The following is a 20577-nucleotide window of genomic DNA, read 5'->3' on the forward strand; positions in this document are numbered from 1 at the left end:
GCGCAACCCTCGTTCTATGTTGCCAGCACGTAATGGTGGGAACTCATGGGATACTGCCGGGGTCAACTCGGAGGAAGGTGGGGATGACGTCAAATCATCATGCCCCTTATGTCTTGGGCTTCACGCATGCTACAATGGCCGGTACAATGGGCTGCAATACCGTGAGGTGGAGCGAATCCCAAAAAGCCGGTCCCAGTTCGGATTGAGGTCTGCAACTCGACCTCATGAAGTCGGAGTCGCTAGTAATCGCAGATCAGCAACGCTGCGGTGAATACGTTCCCGGGTCTTGTACACACCGCCCGTCAAGTCATGAAAGTCGGTAACACCTGAAGCCGGTGGCCTAACCCCTCGGGGAGGGAGCTGTCGAAGGTGGGATCGGTAATTAGGACTAAGTCGTAACAAGGTAGCCGTACCGGAAGGTGCGGCTGGATCACCTCCTTTCTAAGGAGCAACTGCACATCTTCGGGTGTGACAGAGCCCAGATCAGAACATACGTTTCTGCTGGGAGCTCATGGGTGGAACATTTGACATGGCATTCGGATCGAGAGTGATTCTTAGTACGTGGCTTCGGCTACTGGAACGGGGTCCTTGAGGGAAGGGTGTCTGCACGCTGTTGGGTCCTGAGGGACCGGAACCGATCGTTTGGTCGGGACTGTACCTCTGGACCTTTTCCTGTTTCCGGTTTTGGCTGGTTGTGGGGAGGGGTACCGCCCGTACTTTGAGAACTACACAGTGGACGCGAGCATCTTGCAGCTGATCTTCGGATCGGTTGCACAAGATGATCTTAAAGATCATTAGTCAATTTCAGACACACACCTTCGGGTGTGGGTCGAGTTTTGATTCAATCTCATGTGATTTCAAGTCTTTAAGAGCAAACGGTGGATGCCTTGGCATCTGGAGCCGAAGAAGGACGTAGCAATCTGCGATAAGCCTCGGGGAACTGATAAGCAAGTTTTGATCCGAGGGTGTCCGAATGGGGAAACCCCGCTGGGCGGCGTGCCGACCTAGTGACTCCCGCCTGAATATATAGGGCGGGTAGAGGGAACGTGGGGAAGTGAAACATCTCAGTACCCACAGGAAGAGAAAGCAACCGCGATTCCGTTAGTAGTGGCGAGCGAAACCGGATCAGGCTAAACCGAGTGTGTGTGATATCCGGCAGGAGTTGCATATTCGGGGTTGTGGGACTCACCTGTCATCTCTGCCGAGGTGGCGACGTTACAGAAGCGTATAGACGAACGGTCTTGAAAGGCCGGTCATAGAGGGTGCCAACCCCGTAGTCGAAATGCGTGTTCTGGCGTGGAGAGTATCCCAAGTAGCACGGGGCCCGAGAAATCCCGTGTGAATCTGTCAGGACCACCTGATAAGCCTAAATACTTCCAGATGACCGATAGCGGACAAGTACCGTGAGGGAAAGGTGAAAAGTACCCCGGGAGGGGAGTGAAATAGTACCTGAAACCGTTTGCTTACAAACCGTTGGAGCCTCCTTAGTAGGGGTGACAGCGTGCCTTTTGAAGAATGAGCCTGCGAGTTAGCGATATGTGGCGAGGTTAACCCGTGTGGGGTAGCCGTAGCGAAAGCGAGTCTGAATAGGGCGATTCAGTCGCATGTCCTAGACCCGAAGCGAAGTGATCTATCCATGGCCAGGTTGAAGCGTGTGTAAGAGCACGTGGAGGACCGAACCCACTTAGGTTGAAAACTGAGGGGATGAGCTGTGGATAGGGGTGAAAGGCCAATCAAACTTCGTGATAGCTGGTTCTCTCCGAAATGCATTTAGGTGCAGCGTTGCGTGTTTCTTGCCGGAGGTAGAGCTACTGGATGGCCGATGGGCCCTACAAGGTTACTGACGTCAGCCAAACTCCGAATGCCGGTAAGTGAGAGCGCAGCAGTGAGACTGTGGGGGATAAGCTTCATAGTCGAGAGGGAAACAACCCAGACCACCAACTAAGGTCCCTAAGCGCGTGCTAAGTGGGAAAGGATGTGGAGTTGCTGTGACAACCAGGAGGTTGGCTTAGAAGCAGCCACCCTTGAAAGAGTGCGTAATAGCTCACTGGTCAAGTGATTCCGCGCCGACAATGTAACGGGGCTCAAGCACGCCACCGAAGTTGTGGCATTGACATTATTGGTAGGCCTTCGTGGTCCAGCCGTGTTGATGGGTAGGAGAGCGTCGTGTGGCCAGCGAAGCGGCGGAGTGATCCAGCCGTGGAGGCTACACGAGTGAGAATGCAGGCATGAGTAGCGAAAGACGTGTGAGAAACACGTCCTCCGAAAGACCAAGGGTTCCAGGGTCAAGCTAATCTTCCCTGGGTAAGTCGGGACCTAAGGCGAGGCCGACAGGCGTAGTCGATGGACAACGGGTTGATATTCCCGTACCGGCGAAGAACCGCCCAAGCTAATCCAGTGGTGCTAAGTATCTGAATCCTCATGACCGGATCCCTTCGGGGTGATGGGGTGAGGCCTAGCGTACGACCCCATGCTGGTGCGGTTAGCGTATTAACAGGTGTGACGCAGGAAGGTAGTCCAAGCCAGGCGATGGTAGTCCTGGTGCAAGTGTGTAGGCCGAGTCGTAGGCAAATCCGCGACTCACATAGGCTGAGACATGATGCGGATAAAAAGTGGATGATCCTATGCTGCCAAGAAAAGCATCGACGCGAGGTTCTAGCCGCCCGTACCCCAAACCGACTCAGGTGGTCAGGTAGAGAATACCAAGGAGATCGAGAGAATCGTGGTTAAGGAACTCGGCAAAATGCCCCCGTAACTTCGGGAGAAGGGGGGCCATCCACTTATACGGACTTGCTCCGAAAAGGGTGTGGTGGCCGCAGAGACTAGTGGGTAGCGACTGTTTACTAAAAACACAGGTCCGTGCCAAGTCGCAAGACGATGTATACGGACTGACGCCTGCCCGGTGCTGGAAGGTTAAGAGGACCGGTTAGCCGCAAGGCGAAGCTGAGAATTTAAGCCCCAGTAAACGGCGGTGGTAACTATAACCATCCTAAGGTAGCGAAATTCCTTGTCGGGTAAGTTCCGACCTGCACGAATGGCGTAACGACTTCCCAACTGTCTCAACCGCGAACTCGGCGAAATTGCATTACGAGTAAAGATGCTCGTTACGCGCAGCAGGACGGAAAGACCCCGTGACCTTTACTACAGCTTTGTATTGGTGTTCGGTGTGGCTTGTGTAGGATAGGTGGGAGACTGTGAAGCCATGACGCCAGTTATGGTGGAGTCATTGTTGAAATACCACTCTGGTCACTCTGGATATCTAACTTCGAACCGTGATCCGGTTCAGGGACAGTGCATGGTGGGTAGTTTAACTGGGGCGGTTGCCTCCCAAAAAGTAACGGAGGCGCCCAAAGGTTCCCTCAACCTGGTTGGTAATCAGGTGGCGAGTGTAAGTGCACAAGGGAGCTTGACTGTGAGACTGACAGGTCGAGCAGGGACGAAAGTCGGGACTAGTGATCCGGCAGTGGCTTGTGGAAGCGCTGTCGCTCAACGGATAAAAGGTACCTCGGGGATAACAGGCTGATCTTGCCCAAGAGTCCATATCGACGGCATGGTTTGGCACCTCGATGTCGGCTCGTCGCATCCTGGGGCTGGAGTAGGTCCCAAGGGTTGGGCTGTTCGCCCATTAAAGCGGTACGCGAGCTGGGTTTAGAACGTCGTGAGACAGTTCGGTCCCTATCCGCTGCGCGCGTAGGAAGTTTGAGAGGATCTGACCCTAGTACGAGAGGACCGGGTTGGACGAACCTCTGGTGTGTCAGTTGTTCCGCCAGGAGCACCGCTGATTAGCTACGTTCGGGATGGATAACCGCTGAAAGCATCTAAGCGGGAAGCCGGCCTCAAGATGAGACTTCCATACCTTCGGGTGAGAGGCTCCCAGCCAGACTACTGGGTTGATAGGCCAGATGTGGAAGCGCAGCAATGCGTGCAGCTGACTGGTACTAATAAGCCGATGACTTGATAACACACCGATTTTGTTGGTGCTACGCGTCCACTGAGTGGTTCTCGATGTACGGTCGAGAACCCTAACAAGCACGTTCACGCGTGTCTTTTAGGTTTTTGAAACATCAATAGTGTTTCGGCGGCCATAGCGTGAGGGAAACGCCCGGTCACATTCCGAACCCGGAAGCTAAGCCTCACAGCGCCGATGGTACTGCAGGGGGGACCCTGTGGGAGAGTAGGACACCGCCGAACTTCTTCTAAACAAAATGGCCACCCAACGCAGGGTGGCCATTTTGCGTTAACCGTCCTTATGTCGGTTCGCCATCATCTGCCTGGCGGACCGTCCACCACGGTCGGGATGTACTCGAGCAGCTGGGTGCGGTGATCGAAGGTGCGCTCCTCTACGAGTTCGAGCGTCACGTCCGGATAGCCGTCGAAGATGCGGTCTCGACCGCTCGCCCCGGTGATGACGGGGAAGATCACGACCCGATAGCGGTCGACCAGACCCGCTTTCAACAGCGACCGGCACAGCGCGATGCTGCCGATCGTGTGCAGCGGCTGCGCCGACTCGTCCTTGAGTCGTCGCACGTATGCGACGGCATCCGTATCCACGAGTGTCGAGTTCGCCCATATCAACGGGGCATCGAGCGAGGACGAGAAGACGTACTTGTGTATGTCGTTGAGCACGTCAGTGCCCGGTTCGCCTCCGGCTGTGAGCTCTGACATGACGCGGTACGTCGTCGCCCCCATCAGCAGAGGGGCGCCGCTGTCGGGCGCCTGTTCCAGCCAGTCGAGGTACTCGGGGCTCTCCATCCCCCACCATCCGGGCCAGCCCACTGCGGAGCCGAAGCCGTCGAGGGAGCAGATGAAGTCGATCGTCAGAGTCTGCATGTCGTCTCCTTCGCTTCGCGCAGGAGTCTAGAACCTTCACCGGCTCGTGAACAGGGGCACCACGAGGCTCACAGCGATCGCGATCATGATGACGGCGATGACGCCGTCGAGGATGCGCCACGCCCGAGGCGTGTCCAACCAGCGGGCGAGCCAGCGCGCGCCGTATCCGAGGGCGGTGAACCAGAGTACGCTCGCGACGATCGCGCCCGCGGCGAACACCCAGCGTCCTTCACCGTGGGTGGCCGCGATGGATCCGAGCATCAGGACCGTGTCGAGATAGACGTGAGGATTCAGCCATGTCAGTGCGAGAGCTACGGCGATGACGGTCGCCAGTCGTCCTTCCCGCTTCTCGCCGCCGTCCGCGCGCAGGGTCTGGTCCGTTCCTCGCCATGCCCGCCGTGCAGCGCGCAGGCCGTATCCGAGCAGGACCACCGCGCCGAGAACGCGCGCCGCATCGACCAGCCACGGCACGCTCTCGACGACGAAGCCGAGACCGGCGACACCCGTCGCGATGAGCACGGCGTCCGACAGGGCGCAGATGAGGACGACGGCCAGTACGTGCTCGCGTCTGATTCCCTGGCGCAGCACGAAGACGTTCTGAGCGCCGATGGCGATGATGAGGGAGAGGCCCAGCCCGAGGCCGGCGAAGAACGAGATCACCCTTCGACGTTACGAGCGCAACAGCATTAGCACCAGCTAACGGTTCTTACTCACCATTAGCATGGCTTACATGGCGAGCATCTCACCGGAACTGGCATCGACGATTGCGGCGATCGTCGATGAGGGCAGCCTCGATGCGGCCGCGCGCGCATTGCACATCACCCCGTCCGCGGTGAGTCAGCGGCTCAAGAGTCTCGAACAGCAGCTCGGCCAAGTGCTCATCGTCCGTGGCCGCCCGGCCAGGATGACGGCCGCCGGCGAATCGGTCGTGCGGATGGCGCGTCAGATCGCCCTGCTCGAGCACGATGCCCTGTCGGCCCTCGGACTCGACGCGATCGGCGACCGCGTCAGCATCCCTCTCGCGGTCAATGCCGATTCCATGGCCACCTGGTTCCTTCCGCCGCTCGCGCGCCTCGCGGAGGAGCACGACATCGACTTCGATCTGCACCGGGACGACCAGACCTTCACCGCGCGACTGCTCGAGTCGGGGGAGGTCATGGCTGCGGTGACCTCCGAGCATGCTCCGGTCGCGGGATGCACCGTCGCGCCGCTCGGAGTGCTGCGCTACGAGGCGATGGCGACCCCCGCCTTCGTGGCGCGATGGTTCCCTGACGGCGCCACTGAGGCCGCGCTGCGCCGCGCGCCGTTCGTCGACTTCGATCGGCGCGACACCCTGCAGCACACCTGGCTGCGCTCTCGCGGACTGGACGAGCACGGCATCCCTCGCCACTACGTGCCCGCGTCGTACGACTACGCGCAGGCCGTGCTGCTCGGTCTGGGGTGGGGCATGCTGCCCGGTTCGCAGGCGACCGAGGCCGCGGCGGCCGGTACGGCGATCCCGCTGGGCGGAGAACCGATCAGCGTGCCGCTGTACTGGCAGCAGTGGAACCTGCGGTCCGTGCTGCTCGATGCGATCGCGGCGGAGATCATCGCGGAAGCCGGGCGGGTCCTGGGCTGACGCGGTCGCGGCGCTCAGTCGGCGAGGGCGAGTGCGCGGAACGCATCGCGTTCGCGCAGCGATTCGCGTCGGCTGGCTGCGGCTGCGACGGCGGCACCGGGTGGACGCTGCCCCGTCGTGCGGTGGTAGAGCTCGTCGATCAGCCGCGTCGCGAGGGAGACGAGCTGGCCGATCTCCTTCTCGTCGCGATCGATCCACACGCAGCGCGGCTCGTCGTGGATCGGGCGGAAGCTGTCGTGCTCCTCCCAGACGAACAGGGTGCGCTCCGCGCCGAGCACGTGCTGCTGCCACCACACCTGGCGCAGATATGTGCGCGGGATCGTGCGCCAGTTCTTGTTCGTGGTCTTGATCTCGGCGAGCAGGATGCGCCCGTCGCGGTCCTGCACGATGCCGTCCGGCGTCGCCAGATGACGGTGCTCCGCCTCTGCCCGGAACAGCGCCGATGACGGGTGGATGCCGTGCGTCCCCGCCACCCAGGAGGCGATCTCAGGTTCACGGCGACGCCCATGGTCGGTGTAGGCGTTCCCTCCGAAGTGGGCACCGCCTCCGAGCTTCGCGTCTGCGGCGCGGATGATCGACTTCTCGCCGGAGAGCCCTGCGACGTCGGTCGCGGTGATCCCGCGGGTGCGTGCCCTGAGCCAGGCGACGCGGTCACGGGAGTCCGCGACGATACGAGCCTGCAGTTCGGGAGTCACCATTCGAGATTACCCGCGGCCTCGGACGCGCAGGACCAGCCGCGCCGGGGTGCGCCGCCTCCGGATCTCAGCCGGCGGCCGGCCAGCCGGCCGGGCCGCGCGAGCCCACGGAGTACTCCTCGAGCGGCACCTTGTCCGCCTTCCACGCATCCAGGACCGGTTGCACGATGCGCCAGCACTCCTCGGCTGCGTCGCCCCGCACTGCGAGGACGGGATCGGCGTCGAGGATGCACGAGAGCACCTCGGCGTACGCCTTGAGCGCCCCGGGACCGAGCTCAGCCGACATCGTCGTCCGTTCCAGCTCGAACGGGTCGGCCTCGCCGTTGACGTTGAGCTCGAGCGAGATCTCGGCCGTGCCGAGCGAGAACCGCAATACGGCACCCTCGGCTTCGCCGTGGAGGCCGACCGGCACGTGGCGCACGGGACGGAAGCGCACGACGATCTCACGCGAGGGTTCGCCGATGGCCTTGCCCGAGCGCAACGTGATCGGCACACCCGCCCAGCGGGCGTTGCGCACTTCGAAGGTCGCCGCTCCCAGCGTCTCGGTGTTTCGTGCTGGATCGACATCCGGTTCGTCGACGTACGAGGGGAAGGTGCGGTCGCCGACGCTGCCGGCCGTGTACCTCGCCCGGTAGGAGTTGTGCACCGGGTCGTCCTGCCACACCGATGTCGCCCGCAGCACGGCCGTCGTCGCGGCACGGAAGTCGACCTCGTCGAGGGTCGCGGGCTCTTCCATCGCGAACACCGCCATCACCTGCAGCAGATGGCTCTGGATCATGTCGACGAAGGCGCCGGCATGATCGTAATATCCCGCGCGACCCTCAAGGCCGAGGGACTCGTCGTACGTGATCGACACCGATTCGATGTCCGTCGCTGACCACAGCGGCTCGAGCACACGATTGGCGAAACGCACCCCGAGCAGGTTCAGGGTCGTGGAACGTCCGAGGAAGTGATCTATGCGGAACACCTGGCTCTCCGGCACGAGCAGCGCGAGGCGCTCATTGAGCGCTCTGGCGCTGTCCTCGTCGACGCCGAACGGCTTCTCGAGTGCGAGCACGACTCCCGTGGGGAGATCGATCGCCGCCATCGCGGCGCAGGCCGCTGCGGCGACGGACGGCGGCACGGCGAAGTAGAGCGCGAGCGGGGCTTCGCGCCCGTCGAGAAGCGTCTTCAGATCGTCGGCCGTGGTGATGTCGGCGCGGTGGTACTCGGTCTCCACGCGCGCCATCGCATCCGCGGCATCCGATGACGTGAACGCGATCTGCACGACGTCGCGCCACTTGTCATCGGTCCAGTCGTCCATACCGGCGCCGATCAGCTGCACCGTGCGCGTGGGCTCGGTCATCAGCAGCTGGCCCAGTGCGGGCAGCAGCAGCCGGGAGGTGAGGTCGCCGGATGCCCCGAAGATCATGAGTGCGGTGTGGTCGGCCATGCGGCCCACCGTAGTCGGCGCAGAGAGATCGCAACAGGTCTGGATCGCATGCACGGTCACTGCCAGACTCGGACGGATGCCATCTCCGATCGAAGACTACGCACTGCTCAGCGACTGCCGCACGGCGGCCCTCGTCTCGAGGGACGGAAGCGTCGACTGGCTCTGCCTGCCGCGCTTCGATTCGCCGTCGATCTTCGGAGCGCTGTTGGGTGACCCGACCCACGGATGCTGGACGCTGCGGCCGAGCGATGAAGACGCGACGGTGAGCCGGCAGTATCTGCCGGACACCTTCATCCTCGTCACTCGATGGGAGAGCGCGGCAGGCGTCGCGGAGGTGCACGAGTTCATGCCCATGAGCTCTCACCGCACCGACGTGGTGCGACGGGTGATCGGCATCTCGGGCACCGTCGAGTTCCGTACCGAGTTGCGGATGCACTTCGACTACGCGAGGGCGCTGCCGTGGGTGCGCCAGGTGGGAACCTCATCCGCACCAGCGCTGAGGGCGACAGCAGGGCCGGATGCCGTGATCGTCCGCGGCGTCGCGCTCTCCGCATCCGATCACGTCCACACCGGCGACGTCACCGTCTCCGAGGGCGAGGAGCGCGCGCTCACCCTCACCTGGTTCCTCTCGCACGAGAGCGCACCTGAGCCGCTCGACATCGAAGCGGCGGTGGCGAGGACGCGCGCGTGGTGGCAGGGATGGGCCAGCGGCATCGAGCACGACGGGCCGCATCGAGAGACGGTGGTCCGCTCACTGCTCGTGCTGCGCGCGCTCACCAATCGCGACACCGGCGGCATCGTCGCGGCCGCGACCACCTCGCTCCCGGAGGACTTCGGAGGATCGCGGAACTGGGACTACCGCTACGTGTGGCTGCGCGACGCCGCGCTGACTCTCGAGGTGCTGATCTCGCACGGGTTCCTGCACGAGGCGCAGCACTGGCGGCTGTGGCTGCTGAGGGCGGTGGCGGGCGATCCGGCCGAAGTGCAGATCATGTACGGCATCGCGGGCGAGCGCGACCTCACCGAACGTGAGCTCAGCTGCCTGCCTGGCTACGACGGCGCGTCCCCCGTGCGCATCGGCAACGGTGCGGTGGACCAGTATCAGGGCGACGTCATCGGCGAGGTGCTCGTGGCTCTCGAGGCGGCGCGCATCGCCGGACTCGAGGAGTCCACCTTCTCGTGGCCGCTGCAGCGTGCGCTGCTCCAACGCGTCATCGCGGGAATGGACCGACCGGACAACGGCATCTGGGAGATCAGGGGCGAGCCGCAGTGGTTCACGCACTCGCGCGTGATGATGTGGGCGGCGCTCGATCGCGGCGTCCGCGCGGTTCGCGAGCACGGTCTGACCGGTGACGCAGATCGGTGGACCGAGATGCGCGATCGCCTGCGGGCCGAGATCGACGATCGCGGCGTCCATGCCGACGGCTACTTCGTGCAGCACTACGACTCCGACGAGGTCGATGCCTCGCTGCTGGTCCTGCCGCAGGTCGGGTACTGCGAAGCAGACGATCCGCGGATGACGCGCACGGTCGCGCAGATGGAGCGCACTCTCCTGCGTGGCGGCCTGCTGATGCGCTACCGCACGACGAGCGGGGTCGACGGGCTCGAGGGAGGGGAGCATCCGTTCCTCGCCTGCAGCTTCTGGCTCGTGGAGCAGTACGCCGCGAGTGGCCGACTGCGGGATGCCGAAGCGCTGATGGTGCGACTGGTCGCGCTGGCGAACGACGTCGGGCTGCTCTCGGAGGAGTACGACATCGAGGGCGCCAGGCATGCGGGGAACACGCCGCAGGCGCTTTCCCACCTCGCGATGGTCCGCGCGGCCGACGCGCTCGCCGGCCACACCGGGCGTGCGGCCGACCGTCGCTGAGACGCCGGGCGGCGCCGATTTGGGGGACGCGAAGAGATGTCGTATCCTTGGATCAACCGAAGACCGCCGGTCATCGTGATGCGCGCAAGCGCAGCATGATCGAAGCACTGCTCAGCAGGGGCCCGCGCAGGTGTCACGAACAGTTTCTGAAGCTCCGTGCGCTTGCGCCGGAGCTTTTTTGTTTGGCTTGTGGGGTGGTCGAGGTCGATGCCCCACCACCGTGCGGCATCTCGTACCCACCAAGGAGTGACCATGGCGCAGAAGGATGCATCGGTTGCCGAGCTCACGAAGTCATTCGAGAACTCGAACGCCGTCCTGCTGACCGAGTACCGCGGTCTGACGGTTGCCCAGCTCAAGGAGCTGCGTAACAGCATCCGTCAGGACGCTGAGTACGCCGTGGTGAAGAACACGCTGACCAAGATCGCCGCCAACAAGGCCGGCATCTCTGCGCTGGACGATGACCTCAAGGGTCCGTCGGCTGTCGCATTCGTGCACGGTGACTTCGTCGCCACTGCGAAGGCTCTTCGTGATTTCGCCAAGGCCAACCCGCTTCTCGTGATCAAGGGCGGCGTTTTCGAGGGCAATGCCCTCAGCGCCGACGAGGTCAACAAGTACGCCTCGCTCGAGAGCCGTGAGGTTCTGCTGGCGAAGGCTGCGGGCATGATGAAGGCGACGATGGGCAAGGCTGCCGCCACCATCGACGCGCTTCGCGAAAAGCTGGAGACCGCACAGGCCGCGTGAGCGACCGGCGTTCTCTTTCCACAAACCCCATCAATCTAGGAGATACATCATGGCTAAGCTCACCACCGAGCAGCTGCTCGAGCAGTTCGCCGACCTGACCCTCGTCGAGCTCAGCGAGTTCGTCAAGGCGTTCGAGGAGAAGTTCGACGTCACCGCTGCCGCTCCCGTCGCCGTTGCCGGCGCCGGTGGCGCAGGCGCTGCTGAAGAGGTTGAGGAGAAGGACTCCTTCGACGTCATCCTCGAGGCTGCCGGCGACAAGAAGATCCAGGTCATCAAGGCTGTCCGCGAGCTCACCTCGCTCGGCCTCGGCGAGGCGAAGGCTGTCGTCGACGGCGCTCCGAAGGCTGTCCTTGAGGGCGCCAACAAGGAGACGGCCGAGAAGGCCAAGGAGACCCTCGAGGCTGCCGGCGCGACCGTCACCCTCAAGTGAGCCGAGGCGGGTCGACCGCCTCACTCATTCGAATGCCCCCGGCCTGTGCCCGGGGCATTCGTGCGTTCAGGTGGTAACGTCAACGCGGCGCGGCGGAGGAATTGCGCACGACCAGAGCGGATGCCGCGACGACGTGCTCGACCCCGGCGTCCGGATGTGCGAGCTGATGAAGCAGCAGTCCCACTGCTGCCACGCCCTGATCCCGCGGCTGCTGCCGGATGGTCGTCAGGGCGAACATCTCCGCATGCTGATGGTCGTCGATGCCGACCACACTCAGTTCGGTGGGTACGGCGATCCCCAGTCGCCGGGCGGCGATGATGGCGCTGATCGCCGTCTCGTCGCACACTCCGACGACAGCGCTCGGGCGAGTGCGCCGGTCGCCGAGCAGATCGACAGCGCTCTGATATCCGCTGGGCATGTCGCTCGCCGCCGGGCTCACACTGATGCGGGCGCCGAGCCCCGCGGCATCCATCGCCTCTCGATAGCCCTGCAGGCGTCGCGCGTCGCCGAACCCCGCGTTCGCGTCATCGTCCGACGCGCCGATGAATGCGATCGCCTCGTGGCCGAGGTCGATCAGGTGCTCGGTCGCTATCCGACCGGCGGCGGCGTCATCGATCGACACCGAGCTCGTGCCGGCGTGGTACGGGCCGACGGTGACCAACGGGCGATCCAGCGCCGACAGGCGTTCCAGCTCGTGGCTGCGCGGCTGGATCCCCACGGCGATGATGCCGTCGAACCGTCTGCGGGGGAGTACGGCTTCGAAGACCCGATCCCTGGTGGGCGAGCCTTCCGGCACGCCGTAGAGCGCGAGGTCGTAGTCGTGCGCGAGCAGGGCGCTCTGGACGCCCGACAGCAGCTCCGAGAAGTACCATCGACCGACCGTCGGCAGGATCACGCCGATCGTCGACGTGCGACCCGTGGCGAGGCTGGTCGCCGAGGAGTGCGCGACGTACGACAGCTCACTCGCTGCGGCCGACACCAGCGCCCTCGTCTCCGCTGAGACGTATCCGCGTCCGCTCAGTGCGCGGCTGGCCGTGGCCTTGGAGACGCCGGCGCGCGCCGCGACATCCGCGATCGTGCTCATGCATCCTCCTCGATGACGGCAGCCCAGGGGCGCGCCCCTGGCACAGCGTAGTCGCGTGTCCCCTGAAAAGGAACCGGTTCCAGTCGAGACGCCGGGGAGCGCTCCCATATTCGATCGGCGCGCACCACCAAAGGTTGTCAGCTTGTGATGTGCGGCCATTGTGCCGCGCGAGCATGGCCAGTAGGTTGGGCCTGGAATCGGTTCCCGATCCGCTCGCTCTCGAGCAGGCGGCTCGCATGGGGACGTGAACTCGAAGAGGAGAAGTCACATGGGACTGTCACAGCGTAATCGGCGCCTTGCGCCGCTCGCCCTGATCGGGGCCGCGGGCATCGCGCTTGCGGGGTGCGGGGCTCCAGGCGCGCCCGAGGGTGGCGGCGACGGGGGCGACGGGGGAAGCGGCACGGTCACGATCTACGGCACCATCGTCGACGCTGAAGCCGAACTGCTGCAGGAGTCGTGGGCCGACTGGGCTGAAGAGAACGACATCGAGATCAAGTACGAGGGCAGTCAGGACTTCGAGACGCAGCTCGGCACCCGTGCACAGGGCGGCAACCCGCCGGATATCGCGATCTTCCCGCAGCCCGGTCTGTTCGCTGACTTCGCTTCGCGTGATTTCCTCAAGCCTGCACCGGAAGAGGTCGCCAGCAACGCGAACGAGTACTGGACCGAGGACTGGGTGAACTACGGCACCTACGACGGCACGTTCTACGGCGCACCGCTCATGGCCAACGTCAAGGGCTGGATCTGGTACTCGCCGACCAAGTTCGCGGAGTGGGGAGTCGAGGTGCCCGAGACTCTGGGCGACCTGACTGCTCTCACCGAGACCATCCAGGCGGCGACCGGCACCCCGGCGTGGTGTGCCGGCTTCGAATCCGGCACAGCCACGGGCTGGCCGGGGACGGACTGGATCGAGGACTACGTGCTCCGCCAGGCGGGTCCGGATGTATACGACCAGTGGGTGACAAACGAGGTACCCTTCACCGATCCGCAGATCAAGACCGCATTCGACTCGGTCGGCGAGGTCCTCCTGAACCCGGCGAACGTCAACGCCGGATTCGGCGACGTCCGGTCGATCAACTCGACGGCTTTCGGTGATGTGGCACCGAAGGTCGCCGACGGTTCGTGCGCTCTGACGCACCAGGCATCGTTCCTGTCGGGCTTCTTCCCCGAGGGGACGACAATCGCCGAGGACGGCGATGTGTGGGCGTTCATGCTGCCAGGTGAGAGCGCGGACGAGAAGGCTGTGACGGGTGCCGGTGAGATCGTCGGTGCATTCAGTGACAGCGAGGCCACCCAGAAGGTGCTGGCGTATCTCTCCAGCCCTGAGTGGGCGAACAGCCGCGTCAGCCTCGGCGGCGTGACGTCGGCGAACAACGGACTCGAGCCCGACGCAGCGCAGGACCCGATCCTCCAGGAGACGATCAAGATCCTGCAGGACCCCGACACCACGTTCCGCTTCGACGCCAGTGACCTGATGCCGGGTGCTGTCGGTGCCGGTACGTTCTGGAAGGGCATGGTCGCATGGGTCAACGGCACGTCGACCGACGAGGTCCTCGAGCAGATCGAGACGGGCTGGCCCGCCGGCTGACCCGATGCGGGCGGGTCGCCTTCGGGCGGCCCGTCCGGTACGGCCCATGCGACGGCGCGTGGACCGCTGATGACCTGCACGCTGTTGTAAAGGGGACTCCGTGACCGCGATCGAATTCTTCGGATGGATCGGCTCGCTGCCGCCGGTCCTGCAGGCGGTGGCCGTCGTCATCGCCTTCGGGCTGGTGGTGGCCATCATCCTTCTGCTCGTCGACATCGCCCCGCGGACCGGGAAGATGTACACCGTCATCCGGCTGGCCATGTGCCTGCTCGTGCCGCTCGCGGTGATGTGGTTCTTCCGCTCCTACTACTGGGCGATCGGCGCCGCCGTCGTGGTCGGGGCGGTGTTCTTCCTGCTCGACTACCGCTCCAAGTCCGGAAAGGGATATCTCATCCAGCTCGTCGCGTTCATGGCGCCGGCGTTCTTGTTGCTGCTGGTGGGCCTCGTCCTGCCGTCGCTGCAGACGATGGCGGCGTCGTTCATGAACTCGTCGGGGAAGTCGTTCGTCGGCCTCGCGAACTACACCTGGATATTCGGGCAGCCGGACGGCATCCGCGTCGTGGTCAACACGATCGTCTGGGTGCTGATCGTTCCGACCGTGTCGACGATCGTCGGACTCGCTTACGCCGTTTTCATCGATCGCACACGCGGCGAGAAGATCTACAAGGTTCTCGTCTTCATGCCGATGGCGATCTCGTTCGTCGGTGCCGGCATCATCTGGCGCTTCATGTACGAGTACCGCGGCCCGCAATTCGAACAGATCGGGCTTCTCAACCAGCTCCTGGTCTGGTTCGGCGCTGAGCCGCAGCAGTTCCTGCTCAACCCGCCGTGGAACACCCTGTTCCTGATCATCGTGCTGATCTGGGTACAGACGGGATTCGCGATGGTGATCCTCTCCGCATCGATTAAGGGTGTGCCGATGGAACTGCTGGAGGCCGCCGAACTCGACGGTGCGAACGCCTGGCAGCGGTTCCGTTCGGTCACCGTCCCTGCGATCCGTCCTGCGCTCATCGTGGTGCTCACGACGATCTCAATCGCCTCGTTGAAGGTCTTCGACATCGTCCGCACCATGACGGCCGGTAACTACGAGACGTCGGTGCTCGCCAATGAGATGTACACGCAGTTCTCGAAGTTCGAGGCCGGGCGCAGCGCCGCCCTGGCGGTCATCCTGTTCATCCTCGTGCTGCCGATCGTCATCTACAACGCACGCCAGATCCAGAAGCAGCGGGAGATCCGATGAGCGACACGGTGAAGTCCAATGCACTGCCTACCTCCACACCGACCAGTACGCGTGCGATCACCACCGGTGGGAAGCTGAACGCATCTGCAGGGCGTGCGCGCAAGAAGCTGTCGCGGCCCTGGGCATCCGTCGCATCCATCATCATCGCGTTCCTGTGGACGATCCCCACCCTCGGACTCTTCATCTCGTCGTTCCGGCCTCGCGATGACATCCAGTCCAGCGGTTGGTGGGAGTTCTTCCTCAATCCGCAGGTAACCGGCGAGAACTACGTCGACGTCCTGCAGTCGGGCACGACGCAGCTGACGATGATCGAATCGTTCGTGAACTCGATCGCCATCACGATCCCGGCGACGATCGTTCCGCTCATGGTCGCGTCCATGGCGGCCTATGCGTTCGCGTGGATCGACTTCAAGGGCCGCAACTTCCTCTTCATCTTCATCTTCGCGCTGCAGATCGTTCCGATTCAGATGGCTCTCGTCCCGCTGCTGAGCACGTTCTCGCGTGGGCTGAATCTGTTCGGGCTCCAGATCACGCTGCCGCTGGGAGCATCCGGTGGGTACGCGCAGGTCTGGCTCGCGCACTCGATGTTCGCTCTGCCGCTGGCGATCTATCTGCTGCACAACTTCATGTCCGAGATCCCCGGCGAGATCATCGAGGCCGCACGCGTCGACGGTGCGTCACGCGGGCAGATCTTCTTCCGTATCGTGCTGCCGCTGACCATGCCGGCCATTGCGTCAGTGGCGATCTTCCAGTTCCTCTGGGTGTGGAACGACCTGCTCGTGGCACTGGTGTTCGCAGACGGCGGCGCCGCTCCGATAACGAAGCTCCTGGCCGAGATCACCGGTACTCGAGGCAACGACTGGCATCTGCTGACCGCCGGTGCGTTCGTATCGATCATCGTTCCGCTGATCGTGTTCTTCGCCCTGCAGCGGTACTTCGTGCGAGGGCTGCTGGCGGGTTCGACGAAGGGGTAACACTGCACCTCGAGCGCGGCCCTGGCCGTACCCTGGGAGGCATGGACTACGCCGAGCACATCGCCGATCTCGTCGGCGACACACCCCTCGTGAAGCTGCAGCACGTCACCGAGGGCGTCGAGTGCACGGTGCTCGTCAAGCTCGAGTACCTCAACCCGGGGGGATCGTCGAAGGACCGCATCGCCAAGCGGATCATCGATGCGGCGGAGGCCTCAGGCGAGCTGGGGCCGGGTGGCACGATCGTCGAGCCCACCAGCGGCAACACCGGCGTCGGACTCGCCCTGGTCGCGCAGCAGCGCGGCTACAAGTGCGTGTTCGTGCTGCCGGACAAGGTCGGCGAGGACAAGATCGACGTGCTGCGCGCATACGGCGCGGAGATCGTGATGACGCCGACGTCCGTCCCGGCGGACAGCCCCGAGTCGTACTACAGCGTCAGCGACCGGCTCGTGAAGGAAATCCCCGGCGCGTTCAAGCCCAACCAGTACGAGAACCCGAACGGGCCGCGCAGCCACTACGAGACCACGGGTCCCGAGATCTGGCGCGACACCGACGGCCGGATCACGCACTTCGTCGCCGGTATCGGCACCGGTGGCACGATCAGCGGCACCGGCCGGTTCCTGCGCGAGGTGTCGGAGGAGCGCGTGCGCATCGTCGGGGTCGACCCCGAAGGCAGCGTGTACTCCGGCGGCACAGGTCGTCCGTATCTCGTCGAGGGCGTGGGGGAGGACATCTGGCCCGGCTCCTACGACCCCGCCGTCCCTCACGAGATCGTGGCGGTCGACGATGCGGAGTCGTTCGCAATGACCCGCCGCCTGGCTCGCGAGGAGGGCATCCTCGTCGGCGGATCGAGCGGCATGGCCGTCGTCGGCGCGCTGCGGGTGGCCAGGACCCTGCCCGCGGACGCGGTGATGGTGGTGCTGCTGCCCGACGGCGGCCGCGGCTACCTGTCGAAGATCTTCAACGATTCATGGATGCGCTCGTACGGTTTCAGCGAGGTCGAAGAGGGGGAGACGGTCGCGGACGTGCTCGGGGCGCGCGCCTCGATGCGGAAGGGTCAGCACGTCGTCCCCGACCTCGTGCATGCCCATCCCAGCGACACCGTGCTCGAAGCGATCAGCATGATGACCGAGTTCGAGGTCTCCCAGCTCGTCGTGCTGAGCGCCGAACCGCCCGTGATGATGGGCGAGGTCGTGGGCACCGTGGACGAGCGCGGACTGCTGGATCTGCTCTTCCGCGGTGAGGCGAAGCCGTCCGATGCCATCGGAGCCCACGTCGGTGCACGGATGCCGCTCGTCGGCATCCACGCATCGGTCGATCAGGCGCGCAGTGCGCTGGCCGACGCCGACGCGCTGCTGGTGACGGTCGACGGCAGGCCGCACACGCTGCTCACCCGTCAGGACCTGCTGGCCTACCTCGCGCGGTGACCGGCCGGCGCCCCGGTCACCCGGCGTAACAGGAGCGGATGCCGCCGGGGACGGACGTAGGCTGTGAGCATGTCCTCCGACCACTCCTTCGCCACCCGTGCCATCCATGCAGGCCAAGCGCCCGATCCGTTGACCGGCGCCATCATCCCGCCGATCTACCAGGCCTCTACGCATGTGCAGGACGGCATCGGCGGGTTCCGGGACGGCTACGAGTACAACCGCGCGGGCAACCCCACGCGCAGTGCGCTGGAGACGCAGCTCGCCGCACTCGAGGGCGGCGCGAGCGCGCTGTCGTTCGCATCCGGCCTCGCCGCGGAGGACGCGCTGCTGCGCGGAATCCTGAAGCCGGGCGATCATGTGCTGCTCGGCAACGACGTGTACGGCGGCACGTACCGACTGCTCACCAAGGTGCTCGCGCCGTGGGGCATCGAGACCACCACCGTCGAGCTCGGTGACGCCGACGCGATCCGTGAGGCGCTGCGCCCCGAGACCAGGATCGTCTGGCTCGAGACGCCCAGCAACCCGCTGCTCAAGATCGTCGACATCGCCGCGACGGCCGAGATCGCGCATGCGGCCGGAGCCGTCGTCGTGGTGGACAACACGTTCGCCTCGCCCGCACTGCAGCGTCCGCTCTCGCTCGGCGCCGACCTCGTCGTGCACTCGACGACGAAGTACCTCGGCGGCCATTCCGATGTGCTCGGGGGTGCGGTGGTCTTCGCCGATGACCGCTTCTACGATCAGGTGAAGTTCCAGCAGTTCGCGGTCGGCGCGGTCTCCGCCCCTCTGGACGCGTGGCTCACCACTCGCGGTATCAAGACGCTCGCGGTGCGCGTGCGCCAGCACAGCGAGAATGCGCAGGCGATCGCGGAGTGGGCAGCGGCCCGCCCCGAGTTCGAGACGGTGTTCTACCCTGGCCTCGCTTCGCACCCCGGTCACGAGATCGCGGCGCGTCAGATGAGCGGATACGGCGGGATGCTGTCCCTCGCGCTCGCCGCGGGTGCGGACGCGGCACGCTCCTTCGCCGAGTCGACCGAACTGTTCCAGCTCGCCGAATCCCTCGGCGGGGTCGAATCACTGATCGGTTACCCGCCGGACATGACGCACGCATCGGTGCGCGGAACCGCCCTCGCCGTGCCGGAGAACGTCGTGCGGTTGTCGGTCGGCATCGAAGACGTGTCCGACCTCATCGCCGACCTTAAACAGGGACTCGCGCGCCTCAGCAGCTGATCGACTCCGGTCCGGCAGAGGGACGCGAGTAGCATTGAGGGATCTTGAACGATTCATCGCCGGCTGACGCCCCCACTCCCGATTCCGAACGCACACCGACCGGCAGCATCCGCGCCGTCACGGGCACGATCCGCACCAGCACGCCCACGGGCGCGATCCGCGTGCTGGGGCCGAACCCGGCGACCGCGCCGATCATGCTGCATCCCGGCGATGCGATCCCGCATCGCCGTCGCGTGCTGTATATCGTGCTGCTCGGCGCGCTCACAGCGCTCGGGCCGTTCACGATCGACCTGTATCTGCCGGCGTTCCCGCTGCTCGAGTCCGACTTCCAGACGACCTCGGCGGCGATCCAGCTCACCCTGACCGGCACCATGATCGGCTTCGCCGTCGGTCAGCTCGTCGTGGGTCCGCTCTCCGACAAGGTCGGCCGGCGCATGCCGCTCATCACGGTCACGGCGCTGCACGTTCTCGCGAGCGTCGCCGCCGCCGTCGCACCGGATCTGCTGCTGCTCGGCGGTGCGCGCGTCGTCATGGGAATCGGTGCGGCAGCCGGTGGCGTGGTCGCCATGGCGATCGTGCGCGACCTGTTCGGTGGGCGCCGGCTGGTCGTGATGCTGTCGCGACTCGCGCTGGTCTCCGGCGTGGCGCCGGTGGCCGCACCGCTGATCGGATCATGGCTGCTGGGCATCATGCCGTGGCGCGGCATCTTCGTCGTGCTCGCCGGCTACGGGGTCGTGATGCTGCTGTCGGCCGTGCTGTTCATTCCCGAGACCCTCCCGAAGGAGCGCCGCCACGAACGCGGCAGCACAACTATCTGGCAGCGCTACCGCAGCGTGCTCAGCGATCGGGTGTTCCTCGGCGTGCTGGTCATCGGCGGTATGACGTTCTCCGGGCTGTTCTCGTACCTCTCAGCATCCCCGTTCCTGTTCCAGGAGACGCACGGGCTCAACGCGCAGGAGTACGGCTGGCTGTTCGCCGTCAACTCGGTCGGCGTCGTGCTGGGCGTGCAGGCCGCGTCGCGCCTCGCTGCACGCTTCGGCCCGCAGTGGGTGCTCGCGTTCTCGACCGCGGTGCTGCTGTTCAGCGGCACCGCGATCATCGTCTTCGATCAGCTCGACCTGGGATTCTGGGGAACCGTCGTCCCGCTGTTCGTGTTCATGACGGCGTGCGGGTTCTCCTTCCCCTGCGTGCAGGTGCTCGCACTCGACCGTCACGGCAAGGCCGCAGGCACGGCGGCATCGATCCTCGGCGCGAGCAACAACGGCATCGCCGCGATCATCTCTCCCGTGGTGGGCCTGATCTCGGTCGGGGCGGGGATCACCGCGACCACCATGGCGTCCGTGATGGTCGGCTGCGCGGTGGTCGGCATCCTCGCGCTGTGGCTGATCGTGCGTCCGCGCACCGTCGGGATGCTCACTCCGTAGTCG

At 64.5% G+C, this 20577-nt stretch carries 15 protein-coding genes and 3 rRNA genes; 13 read left to right on the forward strand and 5 right to left on the reverse strand.

From position 1 onward, the window contains the following. The 3 genes from ACNPNP_RS17840 to rrf all read left to right on the forward strand — a co-directional run. Window positions 1-441, forward strand: a 16S ribosomal RNA gene (locus ACNPNP_RS17840); the annotation flags it as partial. A 414-nt stretch (window positions 442-855) separates the two neighbouring features. Then, window positions 856-3962: ribosomal RNA gene (locus ACNPNP_RS17845) — 23S ribosomal RNA — on the forward strand. A gap of 112 nt (window positions 3963-4074) precedes the next feature. Then, a 5S ribosomal RNA gene (rrf, locus tag ACNPNP_RS17850) occupies window positions 4075-4191 on the forward strand. Between the two features lie 72 nt (window positions 4192-4263). Here rrf and ACNPNP_RS17855 read toward each other — a convergent pair. Then, window positions 4264-4830, reverse strand: coding sequence for a dihydrofolate reductase family protein (locus ACNPNP_RS17855; RefSeq protein ID WP_448967401.1), 567 nt, complete (start codon window positions 4828-4830; stop codon window positions 4264-4266). A 36-nt stretch (window positions 4831-4866) separates the two neighbouring features. Next, window positions 4867-5490 (reverse strand): LysE/ArgO family amino acid transporter, encoded by a 624-nt coding sequence (locus ACNPNP_RS17860; protein ID WP_448967402.1) that lies wholly within the window; start codon window positions 5488-5490, stop codon window positions 4867-4869. A 70-nt stretch (window positions 5491-5560) separates the two neighbouring features. On the opposite strand from ACNPNP_RS17860, the gene ACNPNP_RS17865 reads away from it, so the two are divergent. Next, on the forward strand, window positions 5561-6448 hold the full coding sequence (locus ACNPNP_RS17865; RefSeq protein WP_448967403.1) for a LysR family transcriptional regulator ArgP: 888 nt from the start codon (window positions 5561-5563) through the stop codon (window positions 6446-6448). Between the two features lie 14 nt (window positions 6449-6462). Here ACNPNP_RS17865 and ACNPNP_RS17870 read toward each other — a convergent pair whose 3' ends face one another. Beyond that, window positions 6463-7143 carry a YqaJ viral recombinase family protein gene (locus ACNPNP_RS17870; protein WP_448967404.1) on the reverse strand — a complete coding sequence of 227 codons (681 nt, stop codon included), beginning with the start codon at window positions 7141-7143 and terminating at the stop codon, window positions 6463-6465. A gap of 67 nt (window positions 7144-7210) precedes the next feature. After that, window positions 7211-8575 (reverse strand): glucose-6-phosphate dehydrogenase, encoded by a 1365-nt coding sequence (locus tag ACNPNP_RS17875; protein WP_448967405.1) that lies wholly within the window; start codon window positions 8573-8575, stop codon window positions 7211-7213. A gap of 76 nt (window positions 8576-8651) precedes the next feature. Between ACNPNP_RS17875 and ACNPNP_RS17880 the strand changes: the two genes are divergently transcribed. From ACNPNP_RS17880 to rplL, 3 genes are all read left to right on the forward strand, one after another. Beyond that, window positions 8652-10442: a glycoside hydrolase family 15 protein gene (locus tag ACNPNP_RS17880; protein WP_448967406.1), complete on the forward strand. Its 1791-nt coding sequence runs from the start codon at window positions 8652-8654 to the stop codon at window positions 10440-10442. A 252-nt stretch (window positions 10443-10694) separates the two neighbouring features. Further along, the gene (gene rplJ / locus ACNPNP_RS17885; protein ID WP_307358214.1) at window positions 10695-11183 is read left to right on the forward strand and encodes a 50S ribosomal protein L10; all 489 of its coding nucleotides are present in this window, start codon (window positions 10695-10697) and stop codon (window positions 11181-11183) included. Window positions 11184-11232: 49 nt separating this feature from the next. Beyond that, window positions 11233-11613 carry a 50S ribosomal protein L7/L12 gene (rplL, locus tag ACNPNP_RS17890; protein WP_259063947.1) on the forward strand — a complete coding sequence of 127 codons (381 nt, stop codon included), beginning with the start codon at window positions 11233-11235 and terminating at the stop codon, window positions 11611-11613. 79 nt (window positions 11614-11692) lie between these two features. On the opposite strand, the gene ACNPNP_RS17895 is transcribed toward rplL, so the two are convergent. After that, window positions 11693-12697, reverse strand: coding sequence for a LacI family DNA-binding transcriptional regulator (locus tag ACNPNP_RS17895; RefSeq protein ID WP_448967407.1), 1005 nt, complete (start codon window positions 12695-12697; stop codon window positions 11693-11695). Window positions 12698-12965: 268 nt separating this feature from the next. Here ACNPNP_RS17895 and ACNPNP_RS17900 point away from each other — a divergent pair, with 268 nt between their 5' ends. The 6 genes from ACNPNP_RS17900 to ACNPNP_RS17925 all read left to right on the forward strand — a co-directional run bounded on the left by ACNPNP_RS17900 (window position 12966) and on the right by ACNPNP_RS17925 (window position 20574). Continuing rightward, window positions 12966-14285, forward strand: a complete 1320-nt coding sequence (locus ACNPNP_RS17900; protein WP_448967408.1) for an ABC transporter substrate-binding protein — start codon at window positions 12966-12968, stop codon at window positions 14283-14285. Between the two features lie 100 nt (window positions 14286-14385). Beyond that, window positions 14386-15525 carry a carbohydrate ABC transporter permease gene (locus ACNPNP_RS17905; protein ID WP_448967409.1) on the forward strand — a complete coding sequence of 380 codons (1140 nt, stop codon included), beginning with the start codon at window positions 14386-14388 and terminating at the stop codon, window positions 15523-15525. Beyond that, complete coding sequence (locus ACNPNP_RS17910) at window positions 15522-16499, forward strand: carbohydrate ABC transporter permease (RefSeq protein ID WP_448967410.1); 978 nt, start codon at window positions 15522-15524, stop codon at window positions 16497-16499. Before ACNPNP_RS17905 ends, ACNPNP_RS17910 begins: the two co-directional genes overlap by 4 nt. A 41-nt stretch (window positions 16500-16540) precedes the next feature. Next, window positions 16541-17923, forward strand: a complete 1383-nt coding sequence (locus ACNPNP_RS17915; RefSeq protein ID WP_448967411.1) for a cystathionine beta-synthase — start codon at window positions 16541-16543, stop codon at window positions 17921-17923. Window positions 17924-17992: 69 nt separating this feature from the next. After that, window positions 17993-19150 carry a cystathionine gamma-synthase gene (locus ACNPNP_RS17920; protein ID WP_448967412.1) on the forward strand — a complete coding sequence of 386 codons (1158 nt, stop codon included), beginning with the start codon at window positions 17993-17995 and terminating at the stop codon, window positions 19148-19150. Between the two features lie 194 nt (window positions 19151-19344). Continuing rightward, complete coding sequence (locus ACNPNP_RS17925; protein ID WP_448967789.1) at window positions 19345-20574, forward strand: multidrug effflux MFS transporter; 1230 nt, start codon at window positions 19345-19347, stop codon at window positions 20572-20574. Window positions 20575-20577 lie beyond the last annotated feature (3 nt).

It is taken from the genome of Microbacterium xerophyticum (genome assembly GCF_053543555.1).